At 36.1% G+C, this 13,884-nt stretch carries 13 protein-coding genes and 1 other annotated feature; of the genes, 7 read left to right on the top strand and 6 right to left on the bottom strand.

Annotation, left to right across the window (positions count from 1 at the left end; all coding sequences use genetic code 11):
- Positions 1–59: 59 nt before the first annotated feature.
- Together AC6CHJ_RS13490 and bla are read right to left on the bottom strand one after the other, a co-directional pair.
- Positions 60–689: a VanZ family protein gene (locus AC6CHJ_RS13490; protein WP_498288992.1), complete on the bottom strand. Its 630-nt coding sequence runs from the start codon at positions 687–689 to the stop codon at positions 60–62.
- Between the two features lie 877 nt (positions 690–1,566).
- On the bottom strand, positions 1,567–2,493 hold the full coding sequence (bla, locus tag AC6CHJ_RS13485; RefSeq protein ID WP_498288991.1) for a class A beta-lactamase: 927 nt from the start codon (positions 2,491–2,493) through the stop codon (positions 1,567–1,569).
- 269 nt (positions 2,494–2,762) lie between these two features.
- Between bla and AC6CHJ_RS13480 the strand changes: the two genes are divergently transcribed.
- From AC6CHJ_RS13480 to AC6CHJ_RS13470, 3 genes are all read left to right on the top strand, one after another.
- Complete coding sequence (locus tag AC6CHJ_RS13480; protein WP_498288989.1) at positions 2,763–4,529, top strand: BlaR1 family beta-lactam sensor/signal transducer; 1,767 nt, start codon at positions 2,763–2,765, stop codon at positions 4,527–4,529.
- A 28-nt stretch (positions 4,530–4,557) separates the two neighbouring features.
- Entirely contained in the window at positions 4,558–4,938 is a 381-nt protein-coding gene (blaI, locus tag AC6CHJ_RS13475; RefSeq protein WP_147197382.1) for a penicillinase repressor BlaI, read from the top strand.
- Positions 4,939–5,083: 145 nt separating this feature from the next.
- A complete protein-coding gene (locus AC6CHJ_RS13470) occupies positions 5,084–5,473 on the top strand; it encodes a collagen-like protein (RefSeq protein WP_498288988.1) in 390 nt (129 codons plus the stop codon).
- Positions 5,474–5,674: 201 nt separating this feature from the next.
- On the opposite strand, the gene AC6CHJ_RS13465 is transcribed toward AC6CHJ_RS13470, so the two are convergent.
- Complete coding sequence (locus tag AC6CHJ_RS13465; protein ID WP_147197378.1) at positions 5,675–6,214, bottom strand: PadR family transcriptional regulator; 540 nt, start codon at positions 6,212–6,214, stop codon at positions 5,675–5,677.
- Between the two features lie 45 nt (positions 6,215–6,259).
- A complete protein-coding gene (locus tag AC6CHJ_RS13460; RefSeq protein WP_498288986.1) occupies positions 6,260–7,447 on the bottom strand; it encodes a YhgE/Pip domain-containing protein in 1,188 nt (395 codons plus the stop codon).
- Positions 7,448–7,770: 323 nt separating this feature from the next.
- Positions 7,771–7,985 (top strand) — a binding site (T-box leader).
- 45 nt (positions 7,986–8,030) lie between these two features.
- Between AC6CHJ_RS13460 and proS the strand changes: the two genes are divergently transcribed.
- The 3 genes from proS (at position 8,031) to salA (ending at position 11,434) form a co-directional block, all read left to right on the top strand.
- Positions 8,031–9,467 carry a proline--tRNA ligase gene (gene proS, locus AC6CHJ_RS13455; protein ID WP_498288984.1) on the top strand — a complete coding sequence of 479 codons (1,437 nt, stop codon included), beginning with the start codon at positions 8,031–8,033 and terminating at the stop codon, positions 9,465–9,467.
- A 118-nt stretch (positions 9,468–9,585) separates the two neighbouring features.
- Positions 9,586–10,299 (top strand): N-acetylmuramoyl-L-alanine amidase CwlD, encoded by a 714-nt coding sequence (gene cwlD / locus AC6CHJ_RS13450; protein WP_066790837.1) that lies wholly within the window; start codon positions 9,586–9,588, stop codon positions 10,297–10,299.
- Between the two features lie 70 nt (positions 10,300–10,369).
- Complete coding sequence (gene salA / locus AC6CHJ_RS13445; protein WP_066790835.1) at positions 10,370–11,434, top strand: iron-sulfur carrier protein/transcriptional regulator SalA; 1,065 nt, start codon at positions 10,370–10,372, stop codon at positions 11,432–11,434.
- A gap of 47 nt (positions 11,435–11,481) precedes the next feature.
- On the opposite strand, the gene gerD is transcribed toward salA, so the two are convergent.
- Positions 11,482–12,099, bottom strand: a complete 618-nt coding sequence (gerD, locus tag AC6CHJ_RS13440; RefSeq protein WP_066790833.1) for a spore germination lipoprotein GerD — start codon at positions 12,097–12,099, stop codon at positions 11,482–11,484.
- Positions 12,100–12,247: 148 nt separating this feature from the next.
- Here gerD and AC6CHJ_RS13435 point away from each other — a divergent pair, with 148 nt between their 5' ends.
- Complete coding sequence (locus tag AC6CHJ_RS13435; RefSeq protein ID WP_392997095.1) at positions 12,248–12,970, top strand: KinB-signaling pathway activation protein; 723 nt, start codon at positions 12,248–12,250, stop codon at positions 12,968–12,970.
- Positions 12,971–13,011: 41 nt separating this feature from the next.
- Here AC6CHJ_RS13435 and AC6CHJ_RS13430 read toward each other — a convergent pair whose 3' ends face one another.
- Entirely contained in the window at positions 13,012–13,644 is a 633-nt protein-coding gene (locus AC6CHJ_RS13430) for a hypothetical protein (RefSeq protein WP_498288982.1), read from the bottom strand.
- Positions 13,645–13,884: the final 240 nt, after the last annotated feature.

The raw sequence follows: 13,884 nt of genomic DNA, 5'->3' as shown, positions 1-13,884 counted from the left end.
ACTTAAACCTAAGCACAAAATTACAAGTACAAAAAAGAATGTTTACACGATTCCATATCTCATTCAATGTTTGTCCTAAATCGCTTTCTTAAATTTTTAAAAACTGGTAAAAAAAGTATATATCCGATAAGAAAACTCACGTTATATAAAAATATATCGGCTAAGTCGAAAATACCGACTTTTAATTGAGCTTGTAAATATTCGATTAAAATTGCAAACACTTCAAAAGCAATTAATCTCTTCATAAACGTTTTTAATATGTTTGTGTATGCTAATAAAAAGTACATTGGTAAAAATATTAAGAGATTAATAACCATAACAATCAGTGAAAAATGATCACTTTTAATATCAGAAATAAATCCAAACGGATTCCAGGCATATAATCCAATTTCCGCGGAATATTGCTGATCAGGGCGAAGTAAGCCTAATACTAAAACCAGTAGATAGAGTGCCAGGAGTATATATCTATCAGTTTTAGTGTCCAGGTTAAATATGATGCTCAATAATACATAGACAGTGAAAGTTATTATAAAAATTGCTAAGATGTTCTTTTCAATATTCTCCATGTTAGCAAAAAACATAGGCAAGATATTCATAAAGAATCCTACATATAGCAAGACACCTGCTATAACACTGATTAAAAATAACAAAATCTTCATCATCTTTTTTGATGTTACCGACTCAATCACAATCGCTCTCTTTCTTTTAAATTTTTAAACTAAGAAGACTCAAACTCTATTAAATGCCTTTTTTAGGACAACTCCACCCTATCATGAATAGAAAAAGTTTTCAAAAAGTTTATCAAAAGTATATATAGTTGTACATTTGTAACCTCCTCTGCATCGTCATTTATGTGAAAGGAGCATTCGTTTTAAATAAAGAGGTTGCAAAGAAGCTTGCTCAATTAATTACAGGGGAATTGATGCCAGAACGGAGGGCAGAAAATTTTGCTGTTGCATTCTTTTTTGTTTATTTAGTAATCCAGACACTATGTAACACGTAGAAATATTGCATAAAGAACAGAAGAGATCACTATTTCAATAAAGGCAGTTATGATGATTGAACAATTTTACCATATGTTACAATTAGGCTGATTTATCATTATAATTTATACATATTATAGAAACTTGTGTAAGGGATGATTGCTTTTCCAATCGAGAAAAGGATAACAATAAACACATTTTAAAATGGAAGGTAAATAATGACGAAAGAAGTTAACACGACTGGATGGGATGCAGTTGATGAAGCAGTAACGAAGTTATATGGGGAACAGGAACCAAAGCATTATGGTACGGTGCTTTCTTGATTGGATAATAGGATTTTTGTATGAATCAATGTGTTCAAACCCACTCTCGAAATACCGAGAAAGGGTTTTTTGATTATTTATGAGTAAATTTGAATAAATCAAGAATTAATGGCCGAGTAACATATGGATAAATAATTAATTAATTAAGAAACCCAACTAACTTCCACAAGAAAGCAGTTGGGTTTTAAAAATAAAATCTATAATAAACATGGCCAAGTATAACCATGATGAACGGAAAGATCTCAGTCCTATTTTGTATATTATTTTAAAGCGTTTACTACAACTTTCGCAGCTTTTGCAATAAGAGCATCATCATAGGTTGCGTCCTTCGTATTGCGAGAAGAAAGGATAGCGATTACTATTGGTTTTCTATCGGGTGGCCAAACAACAGCAATGTCATTACGTGTTCCGTAGACCCCTGCTCCACTTTTATCAGCAACAACCCAATCCTTAGGTACACCTGCACGTATTAATGTGTCCCCTGTGGCGTTCCCAACTAGCAGATCGGTTAGGAGTGCCTTCTTCTTTGTAGGAAGTACATCACCAATCACGAATTTTTGAAGATTTGATGCAAGTGCTCTCGGTGTACTTGTATCACGAAGGTCTCCGGGAGTGGTAAGGTTTAATTCAGGTTCCAAACGATTAGACTGTGTTACCTTATCTCCCATCTTCCTTAAGGCTTTTTCAAATCCAGTAGGACCTCCTAATTCATTGAAAAGTAGGTTTCCTGCTGTATTGTCACTATACCGGATAGCAACAGTCGCAATATCCTTCACTGTCATTCCTGTATCTACGTATTTCTCAGTGATAGGTGAATAGGTGACCAAATCTTCCTTAGTGTAAGTGATAATCTTATCAAGATCCTTCATGGATTTTTGCTTAAGCATGGCACCTGTGGCAAGTGCTTTGTAAGTAGAAGCAAAAGCAAATCGTTCATCTGATTGATAGCTGATACTCTTTTTTGTTTTCGTATCAATCGCATAAACACCAAGACGGGCATCGAACTCACTCTCCAGCTTTTTGAAAGCTTCTTCAGTATGCGTGCCTTTTTCCTTAGTGGTTTTATGCTCAGGTGAAGCAGCAGAAGAATTAGTTGCATTCGTGCAACCAGCTAGCAGGATTAAACCTAGCAAAGATAAAAAGAGGGTTTTATTTAGTCTACATAATGTATTCGTTAATTTCTTCAAGTTATAACCTCATTTCTATTTCATCATTATTGTCTTAAATAGATTAAATCGTCTCCACCTTTCAAATCATATGTATTACAAGTGTAATACAATACTACAACTGTAATCCTTGTTGGTCAACCTTTTTTAACAAGAGGGGAATTACAGAATGCATAAGTAGAAAGGGTGTTTGATAAACCATAACCGTCATGATAATATTTGAATATTACAGTTGTAGTTTTAGAGAGAATTTATTTAACTTCTTCGAATGAATAAAAGAGGTGAAAACATTGCTTTTTACATACTTCATCATTTGTTTTATAGTTTCTTCTTTAACGGTTATAGGAATTATGCTGGGAAGGAAGATTTTCCAAAAGCAGTTATCTGTAAAAGGGAAATATCATATGTGGTTTTTATTGATGGTGGCCTTGATTCTGCCATTTCTTCCTTTTCAGTTACTGCCTATTAAATATCCTTCTATCGATTTGGGTGTCAACCGACATAATGAACAAAAACCAGTGTTGGCGAATATTGAAGATGCTCAACATTCGAATTGGATACAGGATTATTCCTTATCTATTCATCGCATTAATATAGAATTTCTGGGGACGGTATTAACTTATATATGGATCGCAGGAATGCTAGTTATGTTATGGCTAGCAATAATTGCTTGGCTTGATATAAAGAAAATTAAACGAACAACATCCCCCTTAGTAAATAAAGATATACTGTTTTTATTTGAACAGTGCAAAAAGCAATTAGGTATATCGGGACAGATAGCAGTAGGAGAGTCAAAGCTTGTCGATTCTCCGATGATAATAGGTCTTCTAAGAAATTATGTTGTATTGCCTTCTAAATTTGATCAATGGCTGTCAAAAGATGAAATCAAATATATTTTGCTACATGAACTTAATCACTATAAATATAAAGATACAGTTGTAAATTACCTTATCCTCTTTTTCCAAATTATTTACTGGTTCAATCCACTAGTTTGGCTAGCTTTTCGAAAGATGCGATTGGATCGGGAAATCACCTGCGATTATGCAGTTTTAGCTTCCTTAGATGAGAATTATCACAAAGAATATGGGCTGACGATTATCCATTTTATAGAGAAAGTCTCGCAGCAGAAAAACCTAATTTTAGCCAATCAATTTAATGGCTTCAAAAAGCAAATGAAAAGCCGTATAGAGCATATTGCTTGTTATACAAAGGAATCGAAGCTTTTGAAACTGAAGAGTATAGTGGTTTTTATGATGTTAGGCATATTGGTGGGGAGTCAGGTTCCATTCATTTCAGCTATGGCTCAGAACCAGAATCGTTATGAGTTTACGAGTGAAAAGACTAGTTATTTGGATCCGAGTAATCTTTTCAAGGGGTATGATGGAAGCTTTGTCTTATACGATAACCAGGCTGACCAATATAAAATATATAATAAAAATAGAAGTACACTTCGAGTTTCTCCGGATTCTACTTACAAGATTTATAGTGCATTAATCGGATTGGAGTCCGATATTATATCAGGTGAAAATTCTAGCCTAAAATGGAATGGGACCAAGTATCCTTTTGATTCTTGGAATTCAAAACAAAATTTGTCGACTGCGATGAAAAATTCAGTGAGCTGGTATTTTCAAGAGTTAGATAGGCGAAATCAGACTGCAATCATTGAATCTTATTTAAAACGAATGAAATATGGCAATTCCGACATGTCGGGCGGGATCAGTCAATATTGGCTAGAATCATCTTTAAAAATATCACCAGTTGAACAAGTACAGTTATTAAAAAATTTCTATACTAATCGGCTAGGGTTTAAGGATAAAAACGTCCAAGCGGTTAAAAAGGCAATCAAACTTGAGCAAAAAAATGGGGTACTGCTATCTGGAAAAACGGGTACAGGCGTTGTAAATAACAAAGAAGTGAATGGTTGGTTCATTGGATATATTGAGAATGGGAAGAATACGTATTTCTTTGCAACCAATATTCAGAGAAAAGAAAAGGCATCGGGTAAAAAGGCGGCAGAAATAACTTTGTCCATTTTAAAGGACATGGGGATATATTAATTATTGATCTACTAAAGGAGGTTGTATGATGTCTAAAAATATTCCCAATATATCAGAGTCTGAATGGGAAGTGATGACGGTGCTTTGGAAAGAGGCGCCGCTTACTGCAAATGATGTAATCTCCGCCCTACAGAAACGAACTGATTGGAAATCAAAAACAATACGTACGCTCTTAGATCGTCTTGTTAAAAAAGAAGTCGTGGGAGTAAATAAAGAACAAAGGGTGTATACGTTTTTTCCGCTGTATGAGCAGGATGAATGTCAGCGTGCTGAGGCAGAATCGTTTATTAAACGTATTTATGGCGGCACACTGAAGTCTATGTTAGTACAGTTTATTCAGGAGGATAATTTATCTGAAGAGGATATAAAGGAATTAAGATCCATCCTAGATCCGAAGCAAAAAAAATAAAAACAGTAAGAATGCCCATATATCAGGGTATTCTTTTTTTATTTTGTATCAATTGGTACTCTATTTGATCTGAGAGTAATTGAACACAAAAGGACAATACAACATACACTACTTTAGAGTTTTATTTAAGGTGGTGATTTTTAAAATGAATAATCCATTCCAATTTCCAAGTTTCCCTGGGTCATCAGGAATGCCAAGTTTTCCAGGGTCTTCATTTCCAGGAATACCGGGGATACCAAGTTCTCCAGGACCATCATTTCCTGGAACGCCAGGCACTTCACAGGCACCAACTGCTCCGCCCCCATCATTTACTCCGCAACAGTCAACAACTGTTTCGCCATTAGCAGTAGATCCAGGAGCAATTAGAATGTGTCTGTTCCGTAATACGTACGTATGGCTAAACAATGGTGACGCATTTTGGTACTATCCTATTTTCGTAGGTTCAAGATCCGTTTCAGGTTTCAGATGGACTGGTTGGACCTGGGTGATTTTTGGTATTGATACAAGGAGAATTAGCTCGTTTACGTGTTTTTAAAAACAATATTGCCTGGGCCTTGGTAGAATGAGCCATCGTATCATTATCTTGTTTGATGTACAAAATTGAACATGCATATTTATCATAAAAACCTCTTTCTGATATAGCAACGGAAAGAGGTTTGATATATAAGTTCTTATCAAATTAATGTTAGAAAAAAGCCAGTTCTCCTTTATTAGGAAAACTGACTGCTTTCATCTGTTATAGCTGCCCTTGTTGAATTCGATTAATTAGTTCCTCTAGCCAGAGAATCGTGTGTTCCGTTTTAGTTGATACATAACCTGTCATGTAGTTTACAAACTTCTCACTATCTTCATCTAGCTCAATCTGGTCTTTGAACCCAATTACGTGCGCCCATTGGCTTTCAATAGTTCGAGCTTTCTTTTCTAATATCTCAATTACTTTTTCTCGGTTCACATATTTGATATTTGCTATGCCCACGACCATATCTGTAATTTCTTTGGCATTCTCAAATAACTTGTATATGAGCTTGGGCAGCTCTTCGCGACCTTTTTCGGTAATCGCAAATACTTGCTTATCTGGTCGATTTTCTTCTTTTTTAATTTCAATAATTTCAATCAACCCTTTTTTAGCTAGGGAGTCAAAATTATAATATAGCTTACTTTCTGTTAATCCAGCTATTTGATCTAATGGAATTGGATCGGATAGGTGTTTTTTTAATTTATAAGGGTAGTTGGCACCCTCCATCAGTTTGCTCAATATAAAGATTTGAATAGACATACTAACACTCCTTCAAGAAGCATGTTAACTCTATTGTAACAAAAACTAGATAGTTGCTTCAGACGAATTCTTTAATTTGTCTGTTTCAGTGGAAGATTCCTCTACTGGGATAGGTTTGTGAATAAATGCAACAATCCCAATGTTAATCAACATAGCAGCTGCACCGACTGCAACCATTGACCAAATATATGGACTTGCACTGATACTTCCGTATAAGTCAGCAAAGTATCCTTGTACAGAGTAATACATTGGTGAAATATAGCTCATCCATTTATAAGGCAAGTACATCATATCGCGGGAAATAGTCGCGCCGTTTGCTAGTGTTTGAATGAGTAAAATTGGTAAGTTGAAAATCATGCCTACTTCTCCAACTAAAAAGATTAAAATAGCCGTGAAGTTGAAGCAGACCATGTAATTAAGAATTTGGTGTCCTAATACGCTGAAGAATAGGCTACCGCTCGGTTTATTAATTAAATATGCAATCCCTGTACCGGCTAGTGATGATACTACTGCCACTATCAATGCTGTTAATTGTACATAGCAGAATAAGCGAGTTTTACTTGCTTTTCCACGACTGCCCTTGAATACGCCTACTAATTGCATGGCACCAATCATCGCACCTGTATAACCAGCCATCGTTAAGAACATTGGCAACATGTTATTATTCATACCATCTGGCATCTCGTTAATTTTTACGACGTTTCCTACATACGACGTTTCAATCTTTTTAGCTAATTCAGCCGCTTGCTCTTTTGGTACATTCACGTTCATTAGAATGCCTTCTGCTGTCTGTTGAGAAAATTGAGTGCTAAATTGGTTATTGATTGCCATAATGACAGAATTGATAGAAGAGGAAACGGTTGTAGCTCCGGCTTCATTGATTGTAAAGTCGATGCTTGAAGATGTTTCACCTTTTTGCATATTCTTAGAGAATGTTTTTGGAATGTGTACAACTAACGCTAAATCATTATGCTCTAAATCCTTTAAGGCTTTTTTATTTGTTAAATCCATTTCAATTTTTTTAAACGGTAACTTCTCTTGTAACTGATCGGCAATCTTTGCACCGTATTCACCAGAATCATCATTAACTATGGCAATTGGTAATTTATCTATATTTCCTGGGATTGCTGAATAGCCAGGCAAGAAGATCCCTAACATGGCAACCGCATAAAATATGCCCATGAATATGGCTCCGATTGCCCCTTTTGTTTTTAAGAATTGAGTAAACTTCATTTGTTGAATCCTTCCTTTTGCTATATTCATTTATGCTTTATTTAAAATACTTTAATCAAAGTACTTTTTAAAAAGTATGTTAGTAGTTTATTTTAATTTAATCAGAAAGTCAATTGAAAAACGTGTTATTATCGTGAACCATTTGATAGAAGAACCAATTATAAAACCCCCTATCCATCGTCGAAAGTAATGGTAGGGGGAGCAGACTTATAAATCTTCTATCCATATTAGAAAAAGAATATGTTAATATGGTATACAAATTAGCATTTGTGTTGATACTAATGATTGAAGTATCTGAAACAAGTTGATATATTTGTTTATATATATAATCAATGAAGTGATCAAGTAAATAAGAATTGTGAACCAGAAAGTATAGCCTAGGCTGGAAGCTATATCACCTCTTCTTATTGAACCCTGCCACGGAGATGTTAGTGAAAAGCTAACCGAGTCGTTTCGTTATAAACGTTTAGAGGGCATAAAGTTTATTTACGCCGAACTAAGGTGGTACCACGTCTACTAGCATAAAGACGTCCTTATTTGGACGCTTTATGCTTTTTTTATTTTTTCTAAGGAGGAAAAGAAAATGTCTCAAATGACAAACAATTTTTCAAAATGGTATATTGATACAATTCAAAAAGCAGATTTGATTGATTACACTCCAGTACGTGGATGTATTGCATTCAAACCTGACAGCTATGAGATATGGGAACATATCCAAGCGGAGATGGATAAACGATTTAAAGAAACGGGGCACCGCAATGCATACTTCCCAATGTTAATTCCTGAATCTTTCTTCCAAAAAGAAAAGGATCATATTGAGGGATTTTCACCAGAGCTTCCTTGGGTGACAGAAGCAGCAGGAGAAGAATTAGAAGAGCGTTTGGCATTACGTCCAACTTCTGAAACGATGATTGGCCATTTATATTCAAACTGGATTAAAAGCTACAGAGACCTTCCAGTTTTAATTAACCAATGGGCAAATGTTTTCCGTTGGGAAAAGAAAACTCTTCCATTCATTCGTACATCCGAGTTCCTGTGGCAAGAAGGTCATACTGCACATGTAGATGAAGAAGAAGCACGCAAAGAAACGATGCAAATGCTATCTATATATAAAGAGGTAGTTGAAGGACTTCTTGCTATCCCTGTTTATGATGGGCAAAAGACACCATCAGAACGTTTTGCTGGTGCGGTTGATACTTTCTCTATTGAAGCGATGATGAAAGACGGAAAAGCTGTACAAGCGGGGACTTCTCATTATTTAGGTACAAAATTTGCGGAAGCATTTGATATCAAATACTTGAATAAAGAAAACAAGCATACTTACGTGCATACAACTTCTTGGGGAACATCTACACGTTTGATTGGTTCTGTTATTATGGTTCACGGAGACGAAAAAGGCCTTGTCTTGCCACCAAAGATAGCACCTACACAAGTGGTGCTTATTCCGGTCGGTCCATGGAAAAAGAATCCTGCCATTATTGAGAAACTCGATGAAATTTTCGCAGCATTGAAAGCGAAAGGTATTCGTGTTCGTCTGGATGATTCAGATCAATCGCCCGGCTATAAATTTAATGAATGGGAGCTGAAAGGTGTTCCTGTCCGTATTGAGCTAGGTCCTCGTGACTTAGAAAATCAGCAAGCTTTAATGAAAGCACGCGATGAGGATGAAAAAGTCTCGGTATCTTTAGATGCTGTCATTGAACATGTAGAAAAAGAACTTGAAATGATGCAAACGCGTCTTTTAGAAAAAGCAAAAGCTTTCCGAACAGAGAATTCACACACGCATATTGAAACATTAGATGAGTTAACAACCCATTTAGAAAAGTCTAAAGAACAAGAAACCATTCCTGGTTGGGTTTTAGCTGGCTGGTGTGGAGATGATGCGTGTGAAGAAACGATAAAAGAAAAAACAAAATTCACTACGCGAAACATACCATTCAATCCGCCAACAACAAAGCATACATGCTTAAATTGTGGCAAAGAAGCAAAACATACAGTGTGGTTTGCCCGCGCTTATTAATACTAATAAACAAAGCCCCTTTCTCATACAGCAGAGAAGGGGTTTTTGTTTTGCTTATGCTACCGACATATCGGGACAGTCTTCCGCATATGGTATGGTAAAAAGGTGGTGTCTGTGATTGAAACGTTGGATGATATGGAGTGTTGTTTTAGTAGCTTGTATTTTCATAGTTGTGTATGAGACCAAAGCATCTAATCGCGGATTCTTTATTTCCGAGACCTTGGGTGGTGTCAAGATAGCATTGGATGCGGGGCATGGGGGGATTGATGGAGGGGCGTCTACAGATAAGTTGATTGAAAAAAATGTAACGTTGGCTATTACGAAAGAAGTGGAAAAGCTTTTAAAGAAAAAAGGCGCAACGGTATATATGACAAGATCAAAGAATGATGATGTGATCGCCGAGCATACACCTAAAGCTGAATTTAACACTTTGAGAGAACGCAAAAAGCAAGACATATTCTTAAGAGAAAAATTAGTGAACAAGGAAAAACCGGATTTATTCCTAAGCATACATGCAAATGCTATTCCTGAAACAAAGTGGCGCGGAGCTCAAGTGTTTTACCATGCGAATGGGCATCCAGCAGGAGAATTGTTAGCTAATTCTATCCAAGACTCCATCAAGGAGAACCTAAAAAATACAAATCGTGAGGCACTAGCAATAAAGCAAGTATATTTGCTGAAAAAAGTGAAAATGCCAGCTGTATTAGTTGAAACCGGCTTTTTAAGTAATCCTGAAGAAGCAGAGCTATTGTCTTCTCCTGATTATCAACGAAAAATGGCGGAAGCAATTGTGGATGGCATTGAACGTTATTCTGAATCCTCTATTGAATAAGATATGCCATAATACTTATTTGTAAGCGTTATGATATACTAAAGGCAAACGCAATAGAGGAGTGTCTACAGTGATTAATGAACAACAAGTTCTGGAATTAGTGGGAGCATTAAAAGATCCTTTTCTACATAAATCCTTAAAGGAAACTGGTGGGGTTTTAGAGGTTTCAATTAAAGAAGAGAAAGAACATGTCAGTGTAAAAATTGCGATTGCGAAAACAAATACACCTGAACAACTTTCTCTTCAAATGGAAATCGTCAATACATTAAAGGAAGCAGGATTTAAAACAGTCGGCATCAGATTCCAAGAACTTCCTCAAGAAAATATAGAGCAATTCCGTGGAACTGCCACTCGTGCAGAAGCACAGGATTTGTTATCGCCTTTAAATAAAGTGAAATTCATCTCCATTGCGTCAGGTAAAGGCGGAGTGGGGAAATCTACTGTCGCTGTCAATTTAGCGGTTGCTTTATCACGTTTAGGGAAAAAAGTAGGCTTAATTGACGCAGATATCTATGGCTTTAGTGTACCGGATATGATGGGTGTACAAACTATGCCAATTGTAGAAGAGAATCGTATAATCCCTGTGGAACGATTTGGAGTAAAAATGATTTCAATGGGCTTCTTTGTCGAAAATAATGCACCAGTTGTATGGCGCGGACCTATGCTTGGCAAAGTATTGGATCAATTCTTCCGTGATGTTGAGTGGGGAGATTTAGATTACTTATTATTAGACCTTCCTCCTGGCACTGGGGATGTTGCGCTTGATATTCACCAAATGTTGCCTGAATCAAATGAAATCGTTGTAACAACGCCACACCCAACTGCAGCATTCGTAGCAGCTCGTGCTGGTGCTATGGCTATCAAAACAGAGCATACAATTCTTGGTGTGATTGAAAATATGTCTTGGTTCCAATCTGATGTATCAGGTGAAAAAGAATATGTATTTGGAAAAGGCGGCGGTCCAAAGCTAGCCGATGAATTGCGAACTGATTTACTTGGCCAAATACCTTTAGGACAACCAGATTGGAATGAAGTTGATTTTGCGCCATCTGTTTATGCCAAAAATCATTCAACAGGTCAAATTTATTTAGAAATTGCACAGCGTGTAAGTGATAAATTAGAGCAAGAAGATTAAGGTAAAAAAGTAGGGATGAAGCTAAATGCTTCATCCCTTTTTCATGCTTACTTACCGCCAACTCCTTTACCGGAGCCGCCGCCACCGCCACCTTGGCCACCATCACTGCCGCCACCGCCATCTGAAGACTTAGACTTTTCTCCTGACGATTCAATTAGCTTTGCCCACTTTTCTTGTAGCATTGGGCTTTTTATGACTTCAGCAATCACTTTTTCTAAATCTTCTTTAGAGCTTGCTGATTTCATGATTTTTTCTAATTGTTTTTGCATATCGGGTTGAGAGAAAAATTGTTCCAAGTCTTTTTGGAAAGAGGCATCCTTCATTAAATCTTTCAGGAGATCCTTTTGTTCCTTTTTCAAGCTTTTCGCAAATGTTTCGCGGAATTTAGGATCTTCAAATTGGGTTTTCCAATATTCTTCGGCCTTTTTAGAAAGCAATGTGTCCTCTATAGCAGAATTGACATCATCATGCTCGAGCACAAGCATATCCTTCATGGCCGGATCTTCTAGAAGTTTTCGTATGACCTTTTTTCCTTCCTCTGTTTGCAATGCATCTAGAGTGGATTTTTTTATATCTTCATACGATTGGCTTTGAGGAGGAGCAGCAGCGGAACAACCTGTTAAAAGAGCAAGAAGAAATGTAAAGATAATGGCTTTTTTATACATAACCTTCCCTCACTTTTGTGTATCAGTCGTTTCATTTATTGTTCACAAAAGCCCGTGTAATATGTATGGAGAACGAGAAGAAATAGATTTTTTAAATATTCATGTTAGAATGAAACAAGAACTTCTAAAAAAATGGAGGACACTCGTTGTGACGATACGTAATTGGTTGAAGTTTGCTTTAAGAGCGTTGATTATCGGCGGCTTGGTCACTGGGGTTATGAGTTTAATCGTTCGGTGGGGAAATTTTTATGGACCGCATTTTTCTAATGGTGAACTAACTGAAGCAATCAGTGGCTTATTGTGGTTTGTATTTCTTGGATTTACAATTAGCATGGTTTGCCAAATGGGGTATTTTGCCTATCTGACGGTGCATCAAATCGGGGTAAATATTTTCCGCTCATTAACTTTGTGGAATTGGGTACAACTATTGTTGATGATTATAGCGATTGCAGATGTGGTCTATTTCCGTTTTAGGCCATATGCCGATACTGCAAATGATTGGTTCCTATACATAGGTTTATTAGCGGTATTATTAGTAGCTGCTTTTTTGACGGCTATCAAAAAAGTCAAAATGACGAATAAAAAGCATATCCTTATCTCCGCTTTATTTTTCATGGTTTTTGTAAGTATTATCGAATGGTTGATTGCGCTTTGGGTTCGTACTGAAGGAGGCAATCAATATATCACGATTTTATTATTCCCAATTTTGGCTGTTAATGCATTCCAACTACTGGAATTACCTAAATATAATGCACAATCAGCAGCTGATTTGAAGAAAAGGGAAGAGCGCCGTAAAGAACATAATGCCAACGCTACAAAACAACAAGCGAATAATAAACAAACAAACCGCAAAAAAGCGAAACAAAAGTGAAGAAAGGCTATTTCCCTGGTTATGGTGAAATAGCCTTCTTTCTATTTAGGATACTTTTTAGTGGTTGCGGAATAACCAAAAATAACTTCTTCAATTTGTCCAAATTGGTTACTCTCAATTAGTCGCTCTAAGTTTTTTATGGTGATTCTTTCTTCTTGATGATAAGGGATGGCAATAATGTCTCCGTTTGAAACCTTTATTTCTTTTGAATTTGTGACGATTTTAGATGCTGCTAACATATTGATCTTTTGTTTCCATAAAGCATTTGAAACGTTTGGCAGGAAGATGTAATCTTTCGTTCTGAACCAAAGTGGAAGTTGTTTCATAATGGTGTTGAACAATTCTATATCTTGTTCCAGTTGAGATGGGTTTTCCTCATATATTTCACTGCTTTTGCCTAATAAACCAACAGGAATGTTTTTAGACTTAATGACTTTTACGAGAGTTTTAGAACGTTCTAATAATGCTGGGTCTACCATTAATAATGGGTAAGGAGATTTTGTTTCGTTTAGCCATTTGATAAATTCCTCGTCGGCATATGAAAGATCAATTGTTAATGCCTTTCCGTATGTTCCCTTTAAAATAACGTTTGGCTCATCTGTTAACCGAAATACACTAAGTAAATTGTTTTTAGTCGGAATAAAGACGAGTAGAATAGCTAACATTACTATCATCAGTAGCAGTATTCTTTTAATCAGTATGCTCACCTCCAAAGTATATATATGTTAGAGGCTTGTATTTTAAAACTTTATAAAAAAATAGTTGACTCATTTATAGTAAGAGAGTATAGTTGTTAACGTTGACTCATCAAAATGAGCAAGACTGATAGTAAACGACTTAAATTATTTTAAAAAAGTTGTTGACTAATGATTTTAACCATGATAAGATAGTTAAGTCGTTAAGGCGACAACGAA

Source organism: Rummeliibacillus sp. GQ308, from assembly GCF_059759115.1.
Note: the sequence above shows the minus strand (reverse complement) of the source record. Positions and strands in the feature narration are given on the sequence as shown.

Coding starts and splice junctions, on each gene's coding strand:
- blaI (WP_147197382.1), top strand. CDS start 4,558: ATGTCTAAAAATATTCCCAATATATCAGAGTCTGAATGGGAAGTGATG.
- AC6CHJ_RS13470 (WP_498288988.1), top strand. CDS start 5,084: ATGAATAATCCATTCCAATTTCCAAGTTTCCCTGGGTCATCAGGAATG.
- AC6CHJ_RS13465 (WP_147197378.1), bottom strand. CDS start 6,214: ATGTCTATTCAAATCTTTATATTGAGCAAACTGATGGAGGGTGCCAAC.
- AC6CHJ_RS13460 (WP_498288986.1), bottom strand. CDS start 7,447: ATGAAGTTTACTCAATTCTTAAAAACAAAAGGGGCAATCGGAGCCATA.
- proS (WP_498288984.1), top strand. CDS start 8,031: ATGTCTCAAATGACAAACAATTTTTCAAAATGGTATATTGATACAATT.
- gerD (WP_066790833.1), bottom strand. CDS start 12,099: ATGTATAAAAAAGCCATTATCTTTACATTTCTTCTTGCTCTTTTAACA.
- AC6CHJ_RS13430 (WP_498288982.1), bottom strand. CDS start 13,644: ATGATAGTAATGTTAGCTATTCTACTCGTCTTTATTCCGACTAAAAAC.